The organism is Cohnella sp. (genome assembly GCF_041641335.1).
Taxonomy (GTDB): domain Bacteria; phylum Bacillota; class Bacilli; order Paenibacillales; family Paenibacillaceae; genus Cohnella.
Map to the genome: position 1 here is coordinate 31,926 of NZ_JBEPYQ010000045.1, position 17,733 is coordinate 49,658.

Here is a 17,733-nt window from a genome sequence, read left to right on the forward strand (position 1 = left end):
AAACAGCAAGAAGAGCAGTCCCCATGTCTGCCAAGACGCGGGGGACTGCTCTTTCTTGATCAAGCACCTGTCATTGTTTCGTAAATTCGAAGCTCGTAATCGAATGCGGCGGGAACGTGTAGTGGAAGGTTGGGCCGACTTGTTGGACTTCGACGCCTTCGATATTCGGCAGATTTAGTTGCGAGTCTGCGGAAACTCCATTAATGCCCGCCGCTTTTCCGCTTGCCGATGAGCTGGTCATCTCCCACCTTTTTGCAGTTGAAGCAGGAGTGAAATCGTTGAACTTAAGGGTGGCCTGCTTGGCCTCTTTTGTATTCTTATTTATCACCATGACGTATAGCTTGTTCTCGCCTTCCCTTGTACTGGCCCAGATCGTCAAGTTCTGGTCGTCGCCAGATGCGGTCTGGACAAGCTGATCGCCGAAGAAGCGATTATACATCACGTAAGTATACCAGACGGGACGGATGTTGAAGCGGTTATCCGCCATTGCATATTTTTGCGGTTCCGACAGCAGCAGGAATTGAGTCAGCAGATCAACCCCGTTGTAAGCCATGCGTCCGATAACATCGCCGAACCATAACGCATTGGCCATCGTATCGGACACGCCGGGCTCTGCGTTGCCGCCGGCGACGGGCGAGATCTCTGTCAATCCGATCAAGGCATCCGGCGTATACCGGTCTCTGAGATGAACCAAACTATCGGGATTTGACTTTACGAAGCGGTCTACGTATTTGATGGAACCGACCTGATCCCAGATGCTGGCATCCTCGCCGTAGTCGAAGGTGAGCAAATTCTCAATCGAGGGATACTGCCCGTGATTGGGGTCTTTCACCCCGTCGTATAACGGATAATAATGCAAATTCACGACATCCACTTCATTTCCTGCGTGCTCCAGTACGGGGGTAAGCCATTCTTTAATGGATACCGGCAGTGCTGGACCTGCCGTGATGATCGTGATCGAGGGGTCGACAGCCTTCATCGCTTGCGCATACCTTGCCAATCGATCGGCATAGTCGATTCCGCTGGAGGTTTTCCAATACTGCGGTTCATTCCCGATTTCGAAATACTTGACCTTGTAGTCATGCTCCTTGTTCAAGTATCTGACGATGTCAGCCGCCATCTCGGGATTATCGATCTTGGCATTGACGCCGATAAGCGGTTCCGCGCCGGCTTCCTTGCACAGGCGTATGAAAGCGTCGAGATGATCCGCCCTCATCGTTCTGGTGTAGGGGGCTTCGCCGCGATGCCACTCGCTGGTGTCGGTCCGGTCGAAACCGGTGATGTCGGCTTCGCCGCCAGCCGGATAGCGCAGTACGTTCAGCCCTGCTTCTTTTACCATGTTCAGCAGTCTCGGATCCAATGTCGGATAATAAGTCGAATGGGTCCAGATCCCCACGTTGGAGCCCAGCATCTCCGGCTTAAAAGGATACACCTCGATGCCGGCATCGATCGTGAGCGGAGTGAGTCCGCCGGTATCGATGCTCTCATCGGCCGGTTGGTTGTTCGATGGCATGACTTCAATGGCCTCCTTAGTTTCAGATTTGCTCATGTCTGAACTCGTGCAGGCGGGCAGCAGCATGCACAGTACGATCATGAAAGCTGTGAAGCGCAGTGTTCTCATCGATCATCTCCCCCTCGTCATTCCAGAAAATTATACGGTCCGCCCCCCAGATTCAACTTGAACGATATGCATATGAATTTGAAAAATATGAAGTTCTTTTTTTCAACTGGATATTGAAATCGTTCATGTCGGTTTACCCGTAAAACCGTTAAGATGATATCGATCGTTCAAGCAGGAGAGGTCGAAAGATAGGGGCGCAAGCTAGACTGTTGGATGAAGATGCCGGAACAGCCGGAGCTGCAAGGAGGTTGAAATATGCGGGTCAGCATTCCCCGGGAGGGACATAAATCCAGCCAGCTGATGATGGAGACCGGACGCGTCCGCTCCACCGTCTATAAGCTGGATCTACTGGAAGCCTATATGGATAATGGGGACGCCGCGGGGTTTTTGAGCTTATACAACAAGTTGTTCCAGACGGAGGAGCCGCTATTCGCGGGAGAATCGGGCAGGTGGCTCGGTCTGGAGCTGTTTTTGCACCTTTCCGCGTTCTTCCTGACCTACATGAACAAGCGCGAACTGATTGACGCAGTCGGAGAAGGGTTTCAGACCGAGAAGCTGTACAAACCGGATCTACACGCCGGGTGGCGGGAAACGATCGACTATTTCGGCAGCCTTGGAGTCCGGATTGCGGACCGCAACAGTCGTATGCAGACGGAGCACGGACACGAATTGATCGTGAAGGTACACCGTTATATCGATCAGTATCTGCATGAGGAGCTGTCCCTGACCAAATTCGCGGAGTTTGTGTGCCTGAGCCCTCCTTATTTTTCCAGAATCTATAAGCAGATCACCGGTAAGGGATTGCTCGAATATATCAACGAAACCCGGATCAGGAAAGCGAAGCTGCTGCTGAAGACAACGGACAAAAAAATTCACGAGATCGCGGCGGAGGTGGGTCTGGAATCGGCCCCGTATTTTACGCGCCTGTTCCGGAAGAAGACCGGACGTTCGCCGCAGGAGTATCGGGATAGCAGCAAAGGCTTGGTAGTGTTGTAGCAACAAATCAACAAGTTCCGTTATCTATCGCTGGCGGTACGATGAAGGTGTTTCCCCGGTCGGCTGCATCCTGGAAGGAGGTGGTGAACGGCAAGTCAGGCATCGATTCGTTCTGCATAACAAGGGAGTGCGAATGAAATTTACATTTTCGAAGGGAGCGAGATTTATGCAAAAGAGCTTGAAGTCGGTTCGGATTCTGCTGTGCACGCTGCTACTTGTGTCGCTGACGTACGTTATGCCGGAGCAATCCAAGGCGCAGGCGGTTGCCGCTTCAATTACCGTTGACCAGGCGGACGTCATCAATCCGGATTTTCTCGGAATCGGCGCCGAATACGATCCGTTTGCGCTCATGGAAGAAAGCCTGGGAGACGGGTTTAACGACAACTGGTGGGAATTGGAGAAGCACCGGATCGCCAAGCTGAAGCCCGATATTGTACGCGTTTGGTACCAGATGGACTGGATGGAGCCCGCGAACGACAACAGCGATCCAGCCGTCATCAACTGGGCGGGCATGCAGACGAACAGCGCCAAGATGCAGGCGGTATACGAGGTGCTGGACTACCTGAAGTCGCAGAATATCGACGTGATGCTGATCGCGGGCCTTGTCATGACGGAGGAGAACCAGAGCTGGCTCGGATTTCCGGGACTGCCGAGGCCTGAGCTCAGCGCTCCGACCGATCTGGCCGAGTGGGGCGAGTGGGTATCGGCTTCGCTGCAGCACCTGATCCATACCAAGGGGTATGACAACATCAAGTATGTCATGTCTTACAACGAGCCCAACCTCGCGAGCTTCGCAACGCCCGCGAACGTAAGCAAGCCGAACTATTACCGGGATATGTACCAGGCGATCCACAACCGGCTTACGTCCGACGGCATCCGCTCGCAGGTCAAACTGATCGGGCCCGACGAGTCCGGAGCCGCGAACTGGATCCAGTACGCGGTCCAGCAGATGAACGGCGTGCTCGATATTTATGACGGACACGCCTACGGACAGGATTACGCCACGCTGCCGAACTGGTTGTCGGACCGGCTGGGGTTCGTGAATCCGACCGGGAAGCCTTTCATGATCACGGAGTTTGCGGGCATCGCGGACCCTGTTAGCCGGAAGACCTATCAATACGGCGTAAGCGTAGCGGATCTGATGGTGTCGGGCATGCGGAACCATGCGTCGGCGCTCCTGTATTGGCGTTTCGCGGATCAGCGATTGCCGGAGCCGCTTGATTTTCTGGACAATAACGCTTACGGGCTGTATCGCTGGATGCCGATCACGGCAACGCCGAACCCGTCCTACTATGCATTTGGCCTGTTCTCGCGGTTTATCGAAGCTCACTCCGAAGTGCTGTCCACGCAGTCCGCCGATCCGGATCTTCATGTCACTTCGGTGCGCTTGCCGGACGGGAACTATTCCGTATTTGTCGTGAACAGCAGCAAGACTGTAGATAAGAATGTGACGATCAACTTTACGTCCGCGGTCAACAAAAGGGTGAATCGCCATATCTATTCCGAGGATCTGAAGCCTTCGGCAAATGCGAACCTCATTCCCGCCGATAAGCGATGGGAGCAGGTTGGGAGTCAGTTCAACGACGATCTGCTTCCCGCGAACAGCGTCGCCGTGTATACGACGGTTTCGGACCAGCCGCAGATTGAGATCCTGTCTGCGGACCAGTCGGTGACATGGGGAGAAAAAATCAAGTTCAAGGCCTGCGTCTTGAACGGAATCGGCGGCGTGAAGTGGTCGATTCTGGGCGGTCCGGCATATGGAACGATCAGCAACGGCGGCGTGTATCAGGCTCCGTCAACCATGCCGGCGATGCGGCAGGCGATTATCAAGGCAACCAGCAACGTAGATCCCGATGTGTACAGCTACGCGGTGGTTCGTTTCGAGGCGGCGGGCTTGACCGCATCGGGCGAAGAGGACAAGATCGTGCTGAACTGGCTGCCCTCGGTGGGCGCAACGGGTTATTCCGTTAAACGGAGCACAACCGCAGGCGGCCCCTACACGGTGATCGCGGCCGGCTTGACCGGGACGTCTTATACAGACGACGACGTGAATCCTTCTACGCGCTATTATTATGTCGTGTCCGCGGAGAACGCGGTCGGCGAAATCGGCAATTCCCGGGAGGCGTTTGCCAGCCCGCTTTCGACCTCCATGCAGGACGATTTTTCCGGTAATGCGGTGGATACGAGCAAGTGGACGGTCGTCAATCAGGGGCTTCGTTCCACATCGGCCTCAGCGTTAACGGCTTCCGTAGCGGACGGCAAGCTGAAGCTCTCCGGTACGACCGATATCGCGACCTGGGCCGGCAAGTCGCTTCGCAGCGTCCCGACTTTCCGGGCGACTCCCGAAAAGCCGCTGACCGTGGAGGTCGACCGGGTGGCGCTCGACGGATCGGGTACCGGATACCGCAGCGCCGTCTGGCTATATGCCGGCCCATCGCAATACATCCATTTTGCCCAGAGCGGCGAGTTTAACAGGTGGGTATTTAACAAGGACGGAGGCAGCGATAGTCTGGTATGGAACGACGGCGATCGCGGCAATCACCGGATGAAAATGGTTCATGACGGCAGCACCGTGAAATTCTATATCGACGGCGTCGAGCGCGCAAGCACGCCGGTAACCTGGAATACCGACATCAAGATCATCCTAACGGGCGAAGCCTGTCTGGTGGGAGACACGGTGAACGCGGAGTTCGATAATCTCTCGGTCTATTAAGGAGCCGACTAGTCGAGGAAGCACCTCACAAAGTCCAACACCATGCGTGTGGCTTTGTCGGGTGCTTTTTTCGTAGGGGAGGAAGCGGGATGAAGAAGAAACGGGAAGAGCCGGTCGTTCGCGAGGGGCTGGAAAACGTCACACTCCCTTTACGATAGATCATCGCCAAAGTCCGTCCGATGCTTTAAGCTGGTGATGGGACATCCATGCTATCGCGAAGCGGGGGACGCGAAATGTACAAAATATTGGTCGTGGACGACGAGCCGCGGGCGAGCGCGGGAATCAGAAGCTTCCTGCTCTCTTCGGATCTGAATATTGCTTCCGTGGAGACCGCGTTGAACGGGTTCGAGGCGATCGATTATTTGCGAATGGACGCTTTCGACCTGGTCATTACGGACATTCAGATGAGCCGGATGAACGGGATCGAGCTGATGGAGACCGTCTATATGGAGCAGCCCGGTCTTCCCGTCATCGTTATCTCGGCCCATGAGAAGTTCGATTTTGCCAAGAGATCGCTCAGCCTGGGGGCCAAGGATTACTTGGTGAAGCCGGTCGAGAAGGAAGATCTGCTGAGCATCGTCGGCCGGGTGCTGCGCGAGAAAGAGGAGATCGGCCGCAAGTCCCTGGAGCTGTCGCAGCTCCAGCGGGATCGGGAGGAAGGATCCGGGGTCAGCCGCAACGAGCTGCTGCTGGAGCTGGTGACGGAAGGAGATTTGACGAAGAAGGATTACGAGGACCTGATCGCCAAGCTCGGCAGCCAGGCGGAAGGCGGATATTTCGGAGTCGTGTCCATCCGCCTCGATCTTAGCCGCGCCGGATTCAGCCGCCGGGAAATTGCGCTGCAGGACCGCAAGCTGTTGAAGTACGCCTCCATCAATATTATGGAGGAAAGCTTGGCGGACTGGAACGGGTTGATTTTTAACGGGTTTGGCAACGAGCTCATCGCCATCATTCAATTAAGCGAACAAGAGCTGTCCGGCCAACGCCTCGACGTCAAGTCGCAGCTGCATCTGATCGGGCAGATGATCCATACGAACCTTAAGCAGTATTTGAACGTGGAAACGACGGTCGGAATGAGCACGCTGCACGCGAATCTGCTCATGCTTCCCAAGCTGATGGAGGAAGCGGGCAGGGCGGCGGAGCGGAGAAGCTTTCATCCGGCCAACACGGTATTCTACTATGAGGACGTCCAATCTCAGGAAACGCTCGGCATCGTGGATTGGGTCGCCAAGGTGGACGAGTACGTTCAGGGGCTGAAGATCGGTCTGGAACGGCCTTTGCCGGTGGAGACGGAGTCGATCGTCCGTCCGTTGTCGGAGCTGGAGGATTCGGAGGAGCTGTTCAACAGCTACTTCGGCATGCTGGTCTACCGGTTGTACGGCTTAATGCTCGAATACGGACACGCGAACGGCATATCGCTGCAGCGGTTCGATCCGGACGTTTACTTTCGGGAGACGTCCGGCAAGCGCCGGCTGAGCCGGCTGGAGAAATACATTCAGGAAACGGCCGAGCGCGTCAGGCTGCTGGTCAAAGAGCGGGACAGGACGATTCTGGCGAAAATCACGGGATACGTCCGCGCGAACTTTCGCAATCCGGCGCTTAAAATTCAGGATATCGCCAGCGCAGTGCATTTCAGCTCGGCTTATCTCGGCTATCTGTTCAAACAGGAAATGAACAAGAATCTATGGGATTACGTCACCGAGCTCCGAATCGAAGAAGCCAAGCACCTGCTCGCGACGACGGATAAAAAACGATACGAAGTGGCCTACGAGGTCGGATACGAATCCCCTGAGCATTTCGGCAGAATGTTCAAGCGTTACGCGGGCGTCAGCCCCGCCGAATATCGCAAGGAAGGTCAGGGGGGAGCGGGCTGAAGCTTAAATACAAAGTGACGCTGGCGTTCCTTCTGTTCATCGTCGGTCCCTTCCTGGTCGTCGGGTGGATCTCGGCCTACAAGGCTTCGGACTCGATGAAGGACGAGTGGGGCAGGACGACGCTGCAGCTCGTCAGGCAAAACCATATGACGATCGAGAAGACGCTGGCGGCGGTCAACGGCAAGTCGACGACTTTTTTAAACAATCATTTATTCGGCGTGGAGGGTCTGTCGTTCTGGTCGGATATCGAGACGCTCGGAGACATCCGGGAAGCGGACAAAATTCTGGAAGGCTGGTCCTCGGACGGAACCGATTATTCGCTGTATATGCGGAATCTCAAAGGAGTCGACACGCCGATCGACCTCTCCGGGAAGCAGAGGGGCTTCAAGTATCTCGATCCGGACGGCCGGGCGGTTCCCGACTGGATCGATCACGCGGCGGAGTCGAAGGGAGCCGGAACGTTCCGGCTCCTTCAAGAAAGCGACGGGACGACCGACGTGCGCTTTACGAGAAGCATCCTGAATCCGCAGAAATACGACGAGATCGTCGGTTTCCTGGTCGTATCGAATTTGAAGGTGCTGCTGACCCGCGACCTCGTGTCGGTGCGGCTGCCCGATCGCGCGGGCACTTTCCTGTATAACGAACTGAATGAGCTGTTGATGAGCACCGGCTTTTCGGAGCCGCTGATGAACGAAATCCCCGAGCGGCTGGAGAAGGAGGCGGAAGGGTACTTCTTCGACACCCGGGAAGGCAAGCGCTGGCTGTTCGCGTTCTCGCGCAGGGCTGCGTTCGATACGCTGCTCGTGTACCAAATGCCGGCCGATTCGATCACGGGCAACCAGACGGTGTTTCAATGGCTGATCATGGTTCTGTCCGCCATTTATTTAGCGTTCGTGCTTATCTTCGTGCTGGTTCTGGTGCGCATGATCGTCAAGCCGCTCGCCCGTCTCGTCTCGATCACGAAGATCTACGAGCCGGGCAAAAAGCTGGATATCGGCGGAGGGGAGCTGCTCCGCTCGGACGAATTCGGCATTTTGTACGGGGCTTTCCTGAAAATGACCCGGAGGCTGGACCATCTGTTCGAGGAAAACTATCTGATGGAGCTCAAGCAGAAGGAGAACGAGCTAGCCACGCTTCACTCCCAGATTACGCCGCATTTGCTGTACAATACGCTGGATTCCATCTACTGGTACGCGTTGGAGAACGGCAACGAAGACGTTGGAAATAGGGTCAAGGATTTGTCGAAGCTGCTGAGAATCGGGCTGAGCAAAGGAAAGACGATCATTACGATCGGCGAAGAGCTCGAGCATGTCGGGGCGTACAGCCGGCTGCAGACGATGCGGTACCCGAATGCGTTCGAGGTTCGCTGGGACGTCGAAGAGGGCGTGCGATCGTATTTGACGCCCAAGGTGATTTTGCAGCCGCTCGTCGAGAACGCGATTTTCCACGGCGTGAGCGGCATGGACGGAGAAGGGGAAGTCGCGATCTCCGTCCGCCGGCAGGACGGGGAAATCCGGATGATCGTGGCGGACAACGGCTTTGTTCCGGTAGACGTCGAACGGCTGAACCGGATCGCGAGGGGCGAGGAGGGCGAGAAGGGCTACGGCATCCGCAACGTCCACCAGCGGGTGCGGCTGCATTTCGGAGAAGGGTACGGGCTGCGGTACGAACGGCGGGAAGGCGGAGGCGTCCGGGCGATCCTTAACCTGCCGGGGGCGGAGCGGGATGGCGGCTTCGAGGAACTTAAGTAAACGAATGGACGCAAGAAGGAAGAGGCTCTCGCCGAGGCGGGGGTCTCTTCCTTTTTGCCGGATGCGGAACCGTCTCAGTTTACGTCACACTCAGCCGGAAATAGATCATCGTCTTGAACGGGGCGTCCTTCTATACTGGGAGCAACGGAAAGGAAGTGAATCCCTTGAGCGGGAGAATGAAGCTGCTGTGGAAATACCGGTACTTGACGATCATGGTCGTCCCCCCTCTCGTCGTGCTGCTCCTGAACAACTATTTGCCGATGTTCGGCGTGTTTATCGCTTTCAAGAACATCAATTATATCGACGGCATCTGGGGAAGCCCGTGGGTCGGCTTCGACAATTTCACGTTTCTGTTTACGTCGGGCTCGCTGTGGAGAATCACCCGGAATACCGTAGCGTACAGCCTCGTCTTTATGGTCGTCAACCTGCTGCTGTCCGTCGGGATCGCCGTCGCCATCAACGAGATTCGAAGGCGCTGGCTGGCCAAGAGCTATCAGACGTTTTTGATTATGCCCTATTTTTTGTCCACCGTGGTCGTCAGCTATTTGGTTTACGCTTTTCTTAATCCGGACAAGGGGTTTCTGAACAACTCGATCATCGATTGGCTGGGCGAGGAGAAGGTTTACTGGTACGCGGAGAAAGGCTATTGGCCTTACATTCTGACCCTGGTCAACGCCTGGAGAAGCGTCGGGATCGGCGCCGTTATCTATATCGCCGCGATCGCCGGCATCGATCCCGAATATTACGAGGCCGCGGTGATCGACGGGGCTTCCAAGCGGCGGCAGATTTTCCACATCACGCTGCCGACGATTCAACCGGTCATCATTATCATTACGATCCTCAATATGGGACAGGTGTTCAATTCCGACTTCGGACTGTTCTATCAGGTGCCGCTCAATTCCGGGGCGCTCTATCCCGTGACCGACACCGTTGACACCTACGTCTTCCGCGTGCTGAGGGAACTGAACGATATCGGGATGTCTTCCGCCGCGGCGCTCGTCCAATCCGTGCTCGGCTTCGCGATGGTGCTGATGACGAACTCCGCGGTTCGCAAAATCAATAAAGAGCAGTCCCTATTCTAGAATGCGACTCGAGGTGAGAACAAGATGAGGATGCTCCGACCCGCCCGCCGCGAGAATACGATCTCCCCGCTCACGAACGCCGTCTTGAACGGAGGGTTCCTCCTTCTGTCCCTGGCTTGCGTCCTGCCCGTGCTGCTCGTATTCCTCGTTTCCTTCACCCATAACGACTCTTTGCTGAGCAGGGGCTACAGCTTCATGCCGGAGAAGTGGTCCTTGATTGCCTACGAGAGCTTGTTCAAGGATTTCGCGACGATTGCCAGGGCCTACGCCGTCAGCTTCGGAATCACGGCAGGGGGAACGGCGGCGAGCGTGCTCATGATGGCGCTGTACGCCTACCCGATATCCCGGCAGGACTACCCGCTTCGCAAGGCGCTGACGTTCATTCTGTTTTTCACGATGCTGTTCAACGGAGGAATCGTCAGCAAATACATGGTGTTCACCCAGGGGCTCGGCTTGCTTGATTCCTACATGGCCTTGATCCTGCCCCTGCTCATCGTGCCGTTTAACGTCATCATTATGAGGACGTTCTTCCAGACGACGATCCATCCCGCTCTGATCGAATCGGCGAGAATCGACGGGGCCGGAGAAATGCTTATTTTCACCCGTATCGTCCTGCCCTTGTCGCTTCCGGTTTTGGCGACGATGGCCTTGTTCGGCACGATTCTGTATTGGAACGATTGGTTCAACGCGCTGCTGTTCATTCGGTCGGAGGATAAGTATCCCGTTCAATCGCTGATGATCCGCGTCTTGAACGACATCCAATATTTGCGCGACAACGTGCAGCTTGCGGCGCAAAATCCCGAGCTGCTCCGCCATCTGCCGAACGAGTCGCTGCAGATGGCGATGGCCGTCGTCGGCATGGGACCGATTTTGGTCGTCTACCCGTTCTTCCAGAAATATTTCGTCAAAGGGCTGACGATCGGCGCCGTGAAAGGATGACGCCAAGCTTCGGTAGCAACGGCCGAAGGCCTCGTCTCTATCGGGGCCGGAAGACGTTCTATATAATGAACCTATCAGGAGGGTTACGCGCAATGAGACAAAGAAAGTCGCATGAGGTGTTGCTCGCAGTTATTCTGGTCATGATGCTCGTCCTTCAAGCCTGCGCGGGCGGAAGCAAAGAGGCGGCTTCCCCGTCGGCAAGCGATTCGGCCTCGGGCAGCGCTTCTCCGAAGTCGTCTTCCGAGGCGTCCTCGGAGCCGTCCGCGCAGAAGCTGGAGCCGTACGAGGTGTCGATCGTCTACTTCGGTACGCCGCAGGCGGACGATGCTCTGGTCGAGGAGAAGCTGAACGAATTTTTCAAGGAGAAGATCAACGCCACGGTCAAGCTGATGCCGATCGCCTCCAGCGATTACAAGAACCGTACCGAGCTGATGATGAACACCGGCGAGAAAATGGATCTCGTGTTCACCGCGTCCTGGTTGAATTTCTTCGGCAACGTCTCGAAAGGCGCGTTCCTGGAGCTGGACGATCTGCTGGAAAAGCACGGCCAGGGCATCAAGGAACGGCTGAATCCGCTCTATCTGGAAGCTCCGCGCATGAAAGGCAAGCTGTACGCCGTGCCGACCAACAAAGAGATTACGCAGGGCAAAGCGTACACTTTCCGCAAGGACGTCGTGGACAAATATCAAATTCCGATCGAGACGATTCGCAAGACGGCCGATCTGGAGCCGTGGCTGCAGAAAATAAAGAACGAAGAACCCGACTTCATCCCGTATTACGTCGACGGGGGCTCGGGCAACTACACCCCGGGCTTCATGATGTACGAGACGCGCAGCAACTACCGCCCGATCGGGCCGACGCTGGCCAAGCAGCCGATGTTCCTGCTCGACTATACGGCGACGAGCGAGATGACGGTGAAGTCGGTGCTGGACCCCGAGATCGCGGCCATTAACGTGGAAGAAGTGGAGCTGTTCCGGGCTCTCTACGAAAAAGGGTATATCAATTCTGACGCCGGCACGAGCACGACGCTCGTCAGCGACCTGCAAAAGCAAGGGAAAATCTGGATGCAGAATGCCACGTGGAAGCCCGGAGCCGATATCGAATTCAAGAACGGCTCGAATGATCAGTTCGACTACGTGTCGCAAGTCATAGAAGAACCGATCGTAACGACGGACTTGGCGGCAGGCTCGATGTTCTCCATCTCGAGAACGTCCAAAGATCCGGAACGCGCGATGATGGTGCTCAATGCTTTGCACACCGATCCATATGTGGTGAACCTGCTCGTCAACGGCATCGAAGGCAAGCATTACGTCAAGGTTGGAGAAAATCGGATCGAGCCGATCGCCGATTCCGGATACGGCCGCACCGCCTTGTTCTGGGTCATCGGCAACCAGCTCATCAATTACTTGAAGCCCGGCCAGCCGGACGACCTGTACGAAAGCTGGGAGAAGTTCAATAACGAGGCGAAACGTTTTCCGCTCATGGGCTTCGTCTTCGACGACTCGAACGTGAAAAACGAGCTGACGCAGATGACGGCGGTCGTGACGGAGTACAAGTCGATCTACACCGGCGCGGTCAAAAACCCGGCCAAGCTGCTCGAGGAAAGAAACGGCAAGCTGAAAGCGGCCGGCATCGAAAAGGTTCAAGCCGAGCTGCAGAGTCAGATCGACGCCTGGTGGGCGGAGAACAGGAAATAGTTCGTCGCGCAGCGAGAGGAGCGCTCGGCCATGAAGCCGGAAAACCTGATTTACACCTTCGTTAGCTACGCTTCGCATTACGATACGCCATGGGGCAAAGGAACGGCCGTCGAAGGCGTCGACCGGACGGCTGCAATCGCGCACAAACACGGCGTGCCGGTCACCTGGATCGTGAACGGCGGCTCGGTGCCCGTGCTTGCCGGGAGGATTCGCGAGTGGCACGACCGTTACGGGGACGACGTCATCCTGCAAACCCCGTTTTTCATCGAGGATTGCGGGGCTTCCAAGGAGAAGTTTAAGCAGGCGCTGGAACGGGATTGGCGCATCGTCGAGGAGGCGTTCCCGTGGGCGAGGACCAAGATCGCCGCTCGCGGCAAAATCTACAACGAGGTCATTGAAGCGCTGGAAGAGCTCGATTTTCAGGGGATGTGGGGCTACTGCTGGGAACAGGTCTGGTGGGACGGCATTACGCACAAAGGCGTCCCTTGGGGCTCCTGGTACGTGGACGGCAGCCGGTTCAAGGCGCCTCATCCCGGCCGGGGGAAGATCGTCGCGTGCGAATGGACGGCGCGGGATCTTAACGCGACCTATCATTCGGGAAGTCCCGTCGTCTATTCTACCGATCCGAACGACGTGCTGCGGGCCGGATTGTGCGCGGCGGACAACATCGATTATTGGAAAAACCTGTTCGACGACTATTTGTACAATACGGACCACAACGAGCGGGTGTATTTCCTTCAGCAGCAAGAGGCTCACGAGATGGAGTTCACCGAGCGGTTCTCCGTGTTTCCGGCCGCCGACGTCGAAGCGTGCGCGGGCATGCTCGACTTGTTCTTCGCCTATATTTCCGGCTATCCGATCACGCTTGCGACGCTGCCCAAGGCCGTCGAGCTGTACCGCGAACGCAACGAGGCTACCGCGCCCGCTTATATGCTGACGCACGACACGAAGGTTCGACCTAAGACGAACGAGTATACGCTGACGCTAGGCGGCACGGGGGTGGGGCCTTGGCCGACGACGTTCCTCTACTACGACCGCGAGTGCCAGCTTGCCTTCGTCGAGGGGGAGTGCAGGCCGCACCGGCTGCTAAGCTATGTCGGCAAGGGAAACATGGCCGACGATTTCCGGGAGGAGCGTCTCCCTCCCGTGTTCGTCCGCGAGTTCGAGAGAGCGGAAGAGCGGATTCGCATCGTTTTCGATGTCGGCCAATGGAAGCCGATCCCCTACGGATTGGTTTATTGGGAAGACCTGGCGGGCTACGCGGTCGAGAGCTGCGCGGAAGACGCGGAAGTCAAGCTGATCAAGGGGCGGTTAGCTTTTATCCGCTTCGATCTTGCCGGGGAAGCCAGGCGGATCGAGCTGATTTTATCAAAAGACGCGATATAAATACGGTTTAACTTTTTCTTATTATCCTGCAAAAAATAAAAGTAGCAATAGCCTTGAAAGTTAGGTAGGATAATAGCATTCTAAATGACTTTTATTTTGAAACTGTGTTTCGCAGTATGGAACAAAAAAGTGCAATACGAATGCAGCATGGGGTGGCAGACGATGAGATACAAATGGAAGACAAGCTTGACGGAATTCGGCCGGGCCTACCATCCCATCGTTCATTCCCTGCTGCTGGGCACGATTCTCGCCCGTCTGGCCTCTTCGATGAGTCTGCCTTTTCTAGCGATTTATTTGGCGAAGCATACGGACGTCGGCGCGGTGATGATTGGGGCCATCATCGGGGCGGGATCGTTGGCGGGCATGGCGGGCGGCTTCGTCGGCGGCGCCTTGTCCGATCTGTTCGGTAGAAGGAAAATATTGCTCGGAGCGCTGGCGGGATGGGGAGTCGTGTTTCTGGGATTCGCGATGACCGACCGCGTGGCTCTGTTTTTCCTGCTAAGCTTGCTCAACGGCTTGTGCCGTTCTTTCTACGAACCGGTCTCCCAGGCGCTGATGGCGGATTTGACAGACAAGGAGAAGCGGTTTAAGGTGTTTTCCCTGCGCTATCTCGCCATTAATATCGGGGTTGCCGTGGGACCTCTGCTCGGAGCGCTGTTCGCGGCTCTCGATAGCACGCTTCCCTTTTTCATTACGGGCTGCATCTACTGGGCGTATACGTTGTCCTTGTATTTGCTGCTGAACAAGTTCGGAATTCGCACAATCGAAGGGGAAAATAAAGCGGTCAATACGTTCGCGTCAGTGTGGAACGTCGTCATGCGAGATGTCGTGCTGCGTTATTATTTGCTCGGGGGTGTCGTAATCGCGATCGGCTATTCGCAGATGACGGTAACGCTGTCCCAGTACGTCGGGGACAAATTTGCCGACGGGGTCGCCTTGTTCGCGGTCATGATGAGCGTTAACGCATTGACGGTCGTTGCCTTGCAGGTCCCTTTTTCCAAATGGGCGGACAAGCTGAAGCCGTTAACGGTGTTGGCGGTCGGAATCGTCTTCTATGCGCTCGGCAACGTCGGATTCGGCTTGTCCGGCAGCTGGGCAACGTTTATTCTCTCGATGATCGTGTTCACTTTCGGAGAAATGCTGACGTTCCCCGCGGGGAACATGCTTACGGACCGGATCGCCCCGGACGGCATGAGAGGGGCTTATTACGGAGCTCAATCGTTTTCCAGCCTGGGTCATTTTCTCGGTCCATGGGTCGGCGGCATGCTGTTGAGCGGCTATAACGGCACGGTGCTGTTCCTGACGATGGCGGTCGTCTCGGTAAGCGCTATTGTCTTCTATGCGGGGGGAGAACGAAAGCTCTCATCCGTCCAAGCCTCGAAATAACATCGTTCTCTGCCGAACAGGGTGCAACCTTTGCATCCTGTTTTCCGTTTGAATTGGAAAAGGATTCACGAACCGCGGAGGTCATTGCCCTATGAAAAAAATCGTCATTTTGCTGCTGGCCGCGCTGATTAGCGGTTGCGGGGCTCGAGCCTCGAACGTCGGTCCCGCGGCTGCTCCGTCCATTTCGCCATCTGTCTCGCCGTCCCCCTCTCCAGTTGCTGCGCCCTCGTCGATGCCTTCAGCCGTTCCGTCGCCCTCATCGACAGGTTTGCAAGCGATCCAGGACCGGCTGACCGGACAATGGGAAGAATTGCGAGAGAAGCATGCTCTGGAGCTGCAATTCGTCTATTCGACCGAGGATGCCGTCCATATGGAAGTCCGTCCTTACGGGGAGTTCGAGAGAGCGCCGACGGAGGAGCGGATCGAAGCTTTCAAGGAGAGTCTGTTCGAATTGGCCGGCGAAGCGTTTCCGGTGGAAATCTCCGTTCGGGAATGCTGCGAGGGCGAGCCTGCCGTCGTAGGCAAAATCGAGTCCGTCGACGGAAAACGGGTGTTGATCGTAAACGAAAACAAGAAAAACGGCAACACGGACGATCCCGAAGCTTATTGGGTCAGCTTGACCGCGGACGGGAAGCTGTTGGCCGAGGACGGCAAGACCGCTCTCGAGATCGACGACTCGCTCGTGGGCAAAGAAGCGAAAGCCTGGACGACGGGACTGGTCAACCAATCCTATCCGGGCCAGACGAGCGCAGTCAAGATCGTCGTCGAATAAGGAAGAGCCCTCGCGCCGGAAACGTTCGGCGCAGGGGCTCTTATTCCTTTTATACGTATGGCGCGACGATTCGCTTCACCCGCTCGAGCCCTTCCCACATGTCTCCGGGACCGTCGTAGATCAGGACGAACGCCCCATCGTAGCCCGTCTCCCGGACGGCATCGAGGCAGCGAATCAGTTCGGCTTCGTCGGGTAGGCCGTCCTCGTCGTAGGCGGGTTTGACATGCACGGACGAACTGCGCGGCGCGGTCATCGCGATCTCGCCGTACTTGGCTTTGCCCTTGTAGTTGCCGAAGTCGGTAATCATGCCGACGCCGTCGCCCGCCGAGTCCAGCAGCTTAACGCTGCTCTCGCCGGTGGAGGTCAACGTCTTGAAGTTTTCCGTAACGACTTGCACTCCCCGGGCGGACGCATACTCGGCCAGCTCCCGCAGCGCTTGCGCGGATCTGAGGATCGCTTGCTCGTCGGTTGGTTGCGCTTCTCCCGCGACGATGCGAATTCGCTTCGCGCCGCATTGCGAGGCGATGTCGATCCATTCAAGGAACAATTTGGCGTCGGCGGCTTGCCGGATCCCGTCGGTCGTCGACGGGTCTCCGTAGTCGAGCAGCAGCGTATCGAGGGACACGCCGGCTTCGGCGAAGGCTTGGCGCAGCTGCGCCAGATAAGAAGCTTCGACGGACGGGAAATGAAAGTGGCATACTTCCACCGCGGCATACCCTCTGCGCGCCGCTTCGCCGGGCAGTTCCAGAAGCGAATGAACTTGCGGCTGCGGCTGTTCGTGCATGCGGTGCTCGCCGGCCTCGGCGTCCCACGACGTCCAGCGAAGGGGGCCGAGCAGGCGGTGCAAGCTCCAGGTGCTGACGGATGAATACTCCCGCCACTTACCATCGCTGACGCTCCGGTTGAAGTGGGGGTTTCTGGTGTCTCATTCGTACACCCTACCGAATGCTTAACACCAGTGGAGTTGACACGTTGACGGACTGGGTACCGTCCAACCCCGCTATCCCATCTGCCGTAACATTTGGGATTACTTTGCGCAAAATGTTCGCCGCCCCGTTCACATCGGCATTGATCCATCCCTTTGAGCTCCTATACAAGCCGCGATGGACCCGTCTGCCAGAGAAGAGGGGTTGTTTAGGCTCATCGGGTCCATGGGAAGGAAGCGGATCATGATCCAAAAAACTGGCTTTCGAGGTGTACGCTTCTTCCGTGAATTGAACCTTAATCCCCCGGTCAGCAGCTTTATATCGGATCATGGATTTGAGCAGGTGATGGGGAATATGGCAGAAGGATTGGTTGTTTCGTTGGCCCAAATCCGCCTCCTGCTTCCATCCTTCATTGTGTCCGATGATGATGACGCCAATGTTCTGCGCAGCAGCCAGTTGAACGATCCGATAACTCGCCTTGTGGAACAGGTCTTTAATGCGGCGGTGACGATTGCGATGCAATTGTTCCAGTCGTTTGGAAGTGTGCAGCCCTTCCTTCGGATTCTTCCCCTGACGAAGGATCCCTGAGT

13 protein-coding genes are annotated in these 17,733 nt (G+C 56.3%); 10 read left to right on the forward strand and 3 right to left on the reverse strand.

All coding sequences use genetic code 11. From position 1 onward, the window contains the following. Positions 1-70: 70 nt before the first annotated feature. Positions 71-1,621, reverse strand: coding sequence for a hypothetical protein (locus ACESLM_RS15960; RefSeq protein ID WP_372632573.1), 1,551 nt, complete (start codon positions 1,619-1,621; stop codon positions 71-73). A gap of 255 nt (positions 1,622-1,876) precedes the next feature. Here ACESLM_RS15960 and ACESLM_RS15965 point away from each other — a divergent pair, with 255 nt between their 5' ends. The 10 genes from ACESLM_RS15965 (at position 1,877) to ACESLM_RS16010 (ending at position 16,217) form a co-directional block, all read left to right on the forward strand. Further along, positions 1,877-2,617: an AraC family transcriptional regulator gene (locus ACESLM_RS15965; protein WP_372632574.1), complete on the forward strand. Its 741-nt coding sequence runs from the start codon at positions 1,877-1,879 to the stop codon at positions 2,615-2,617. A 166-nt stretch (positions 2,618-2,783) separates the two neighbouring features. Next, positions 2,784-5,330: a glycosyl hydrolase gene (locus ACESLM_RS15970; RefSeq protein ID WP_372632575.1), complete on the forward strand. Its 2,547-nt coding sequence runs from the start codon at positions 2,784-2,786 to the stop codon at positions 5,328-5,330. 233 nt (positions 5,331-5,563) lie between these two features. Next, positions 5,564-7,204 carry a response regulator transcription factor gene (locus tag ACESLM_RS15975; RefSeq protein WP_372632576.1) on the forward strand — a complete coding sequence of 547 codons (1,641 nt, stop codon included), beginning with the start codon at positions 5,564-5,566 and terminating at the stop codon, positions 7,202-7,204. Between the two features lie 14 nt (positions 7,205-7,218). Further along, positions 7,219-8,955 (forward strand): sensor histidine kinase, encoded by a 1,737-nt coding sequence (locus ACESLM_RS15980; protein WP_372632577.1) that lies wholly within the window; start codon positions 7,219-7,221, stop codon positions 8,953-8,955. Between the two features lie 155 nt (positions 8,956-9,110). Then, complete coding sequence (locus ACESLM_RS15985) at positions 9,111-10,037, forward strand: ABC transporter permease (protein WP_372632578.1); 927 nt, start codon at positions 9,111-9,113, stop codon at positions 10,035-10,037. Positions 10,038-10,061: 24 nt separating this feature from the next. Next, a complete protein-coding gene (locus ACESLM_RS15990; RefSeq protein ID WP_372632579.1) occupies positions 10,062-10,976 on the forward strand; it encodes a carbohydrate ABC transporter permease in 915 nt (304 codons plus the stop codon). Between the two features lie 92 nt (positions 10,977-11,068). Next, positions 11,069-12,673: an ABC transporter substrate-binding protein gene (locus ACESLM_RS15995; protein ID WP_372632580.1), complete on the forward strand. Its 1,605-nt coding sequence runs from the start codon at positions 11,069-11,071 to the stop codon at positions 12,671-12,673. 30 nt (positions 12,674-12,703) lie between these two features. After that, the gene (locus tag ACESLM_RS16000) at positions 12,704-14,059 is read left to right on the forward strand and encodes a hypothetical protein (protein ID WP_372632581.1); all 1,356 of its coding nucleotides are present in this window, start codon (positions 12,704-12,706) and stop codon (positions 14,057-14,059) included. 162 nt (positions 14,060-14,221) lie between these two features. Continuing rightward, complete coding sequence (locus ACESLM_RS16005; protein ID WP_372632582.1) at positions 14,222-15,445, forward strand: MDR family MFS transporter; 1,224 nt, start codon at positions 14,222-14,224, stop codon at positions 15,443-15,445. Positions 15,446-15,536: 91 nt separating this feature from the next. Next, the gene (locus tag ACESLM_RS16010) at positions 15,537-16,217 is read left to right on the forward strand and encodes a hypothetical protein (RefSeq protein WP_372632583.1); all 681 of its coding nucleotides are present in this window, start codon (positions 15,537-15,539) and stop codon (positions 16,215-16,217) included. Positions 16,218-16,266: 49 nt separating this feature from the next. Here ACESLM_RS16010 and ACESLM_RS16015 read toward each other — a convergent pair whose 3' ends face one another. Both ACESLM_RS16015 and ACESLM_RS16020 read right to left on the reverse strand, forming a co-directional pair. Continuing rightward, complete coding sequence (locus tag ACESLM_RS16015) at positions 16,267-17,064, reverse strand: sugar phosphate isomerase/epimerase family protein (RefSeq protein ID WP_372632584.1); 798 nt, start codon at positions 17,062-17,064, stop codon at positions 16,267-16,269. A 91-nt stretch (positions 17,065-17,155) separates the two neighbouring features. Continuing rightward, a partial coding sequence (locus ACESLM_RS16020; RefSeq protein ID WP_372632585.1) for an IS200/IS605 family accessory protein TnpB-related protein occupies positions 17,156-17,733 on the reverse strand: 578 nt, incomplete at its 5' end.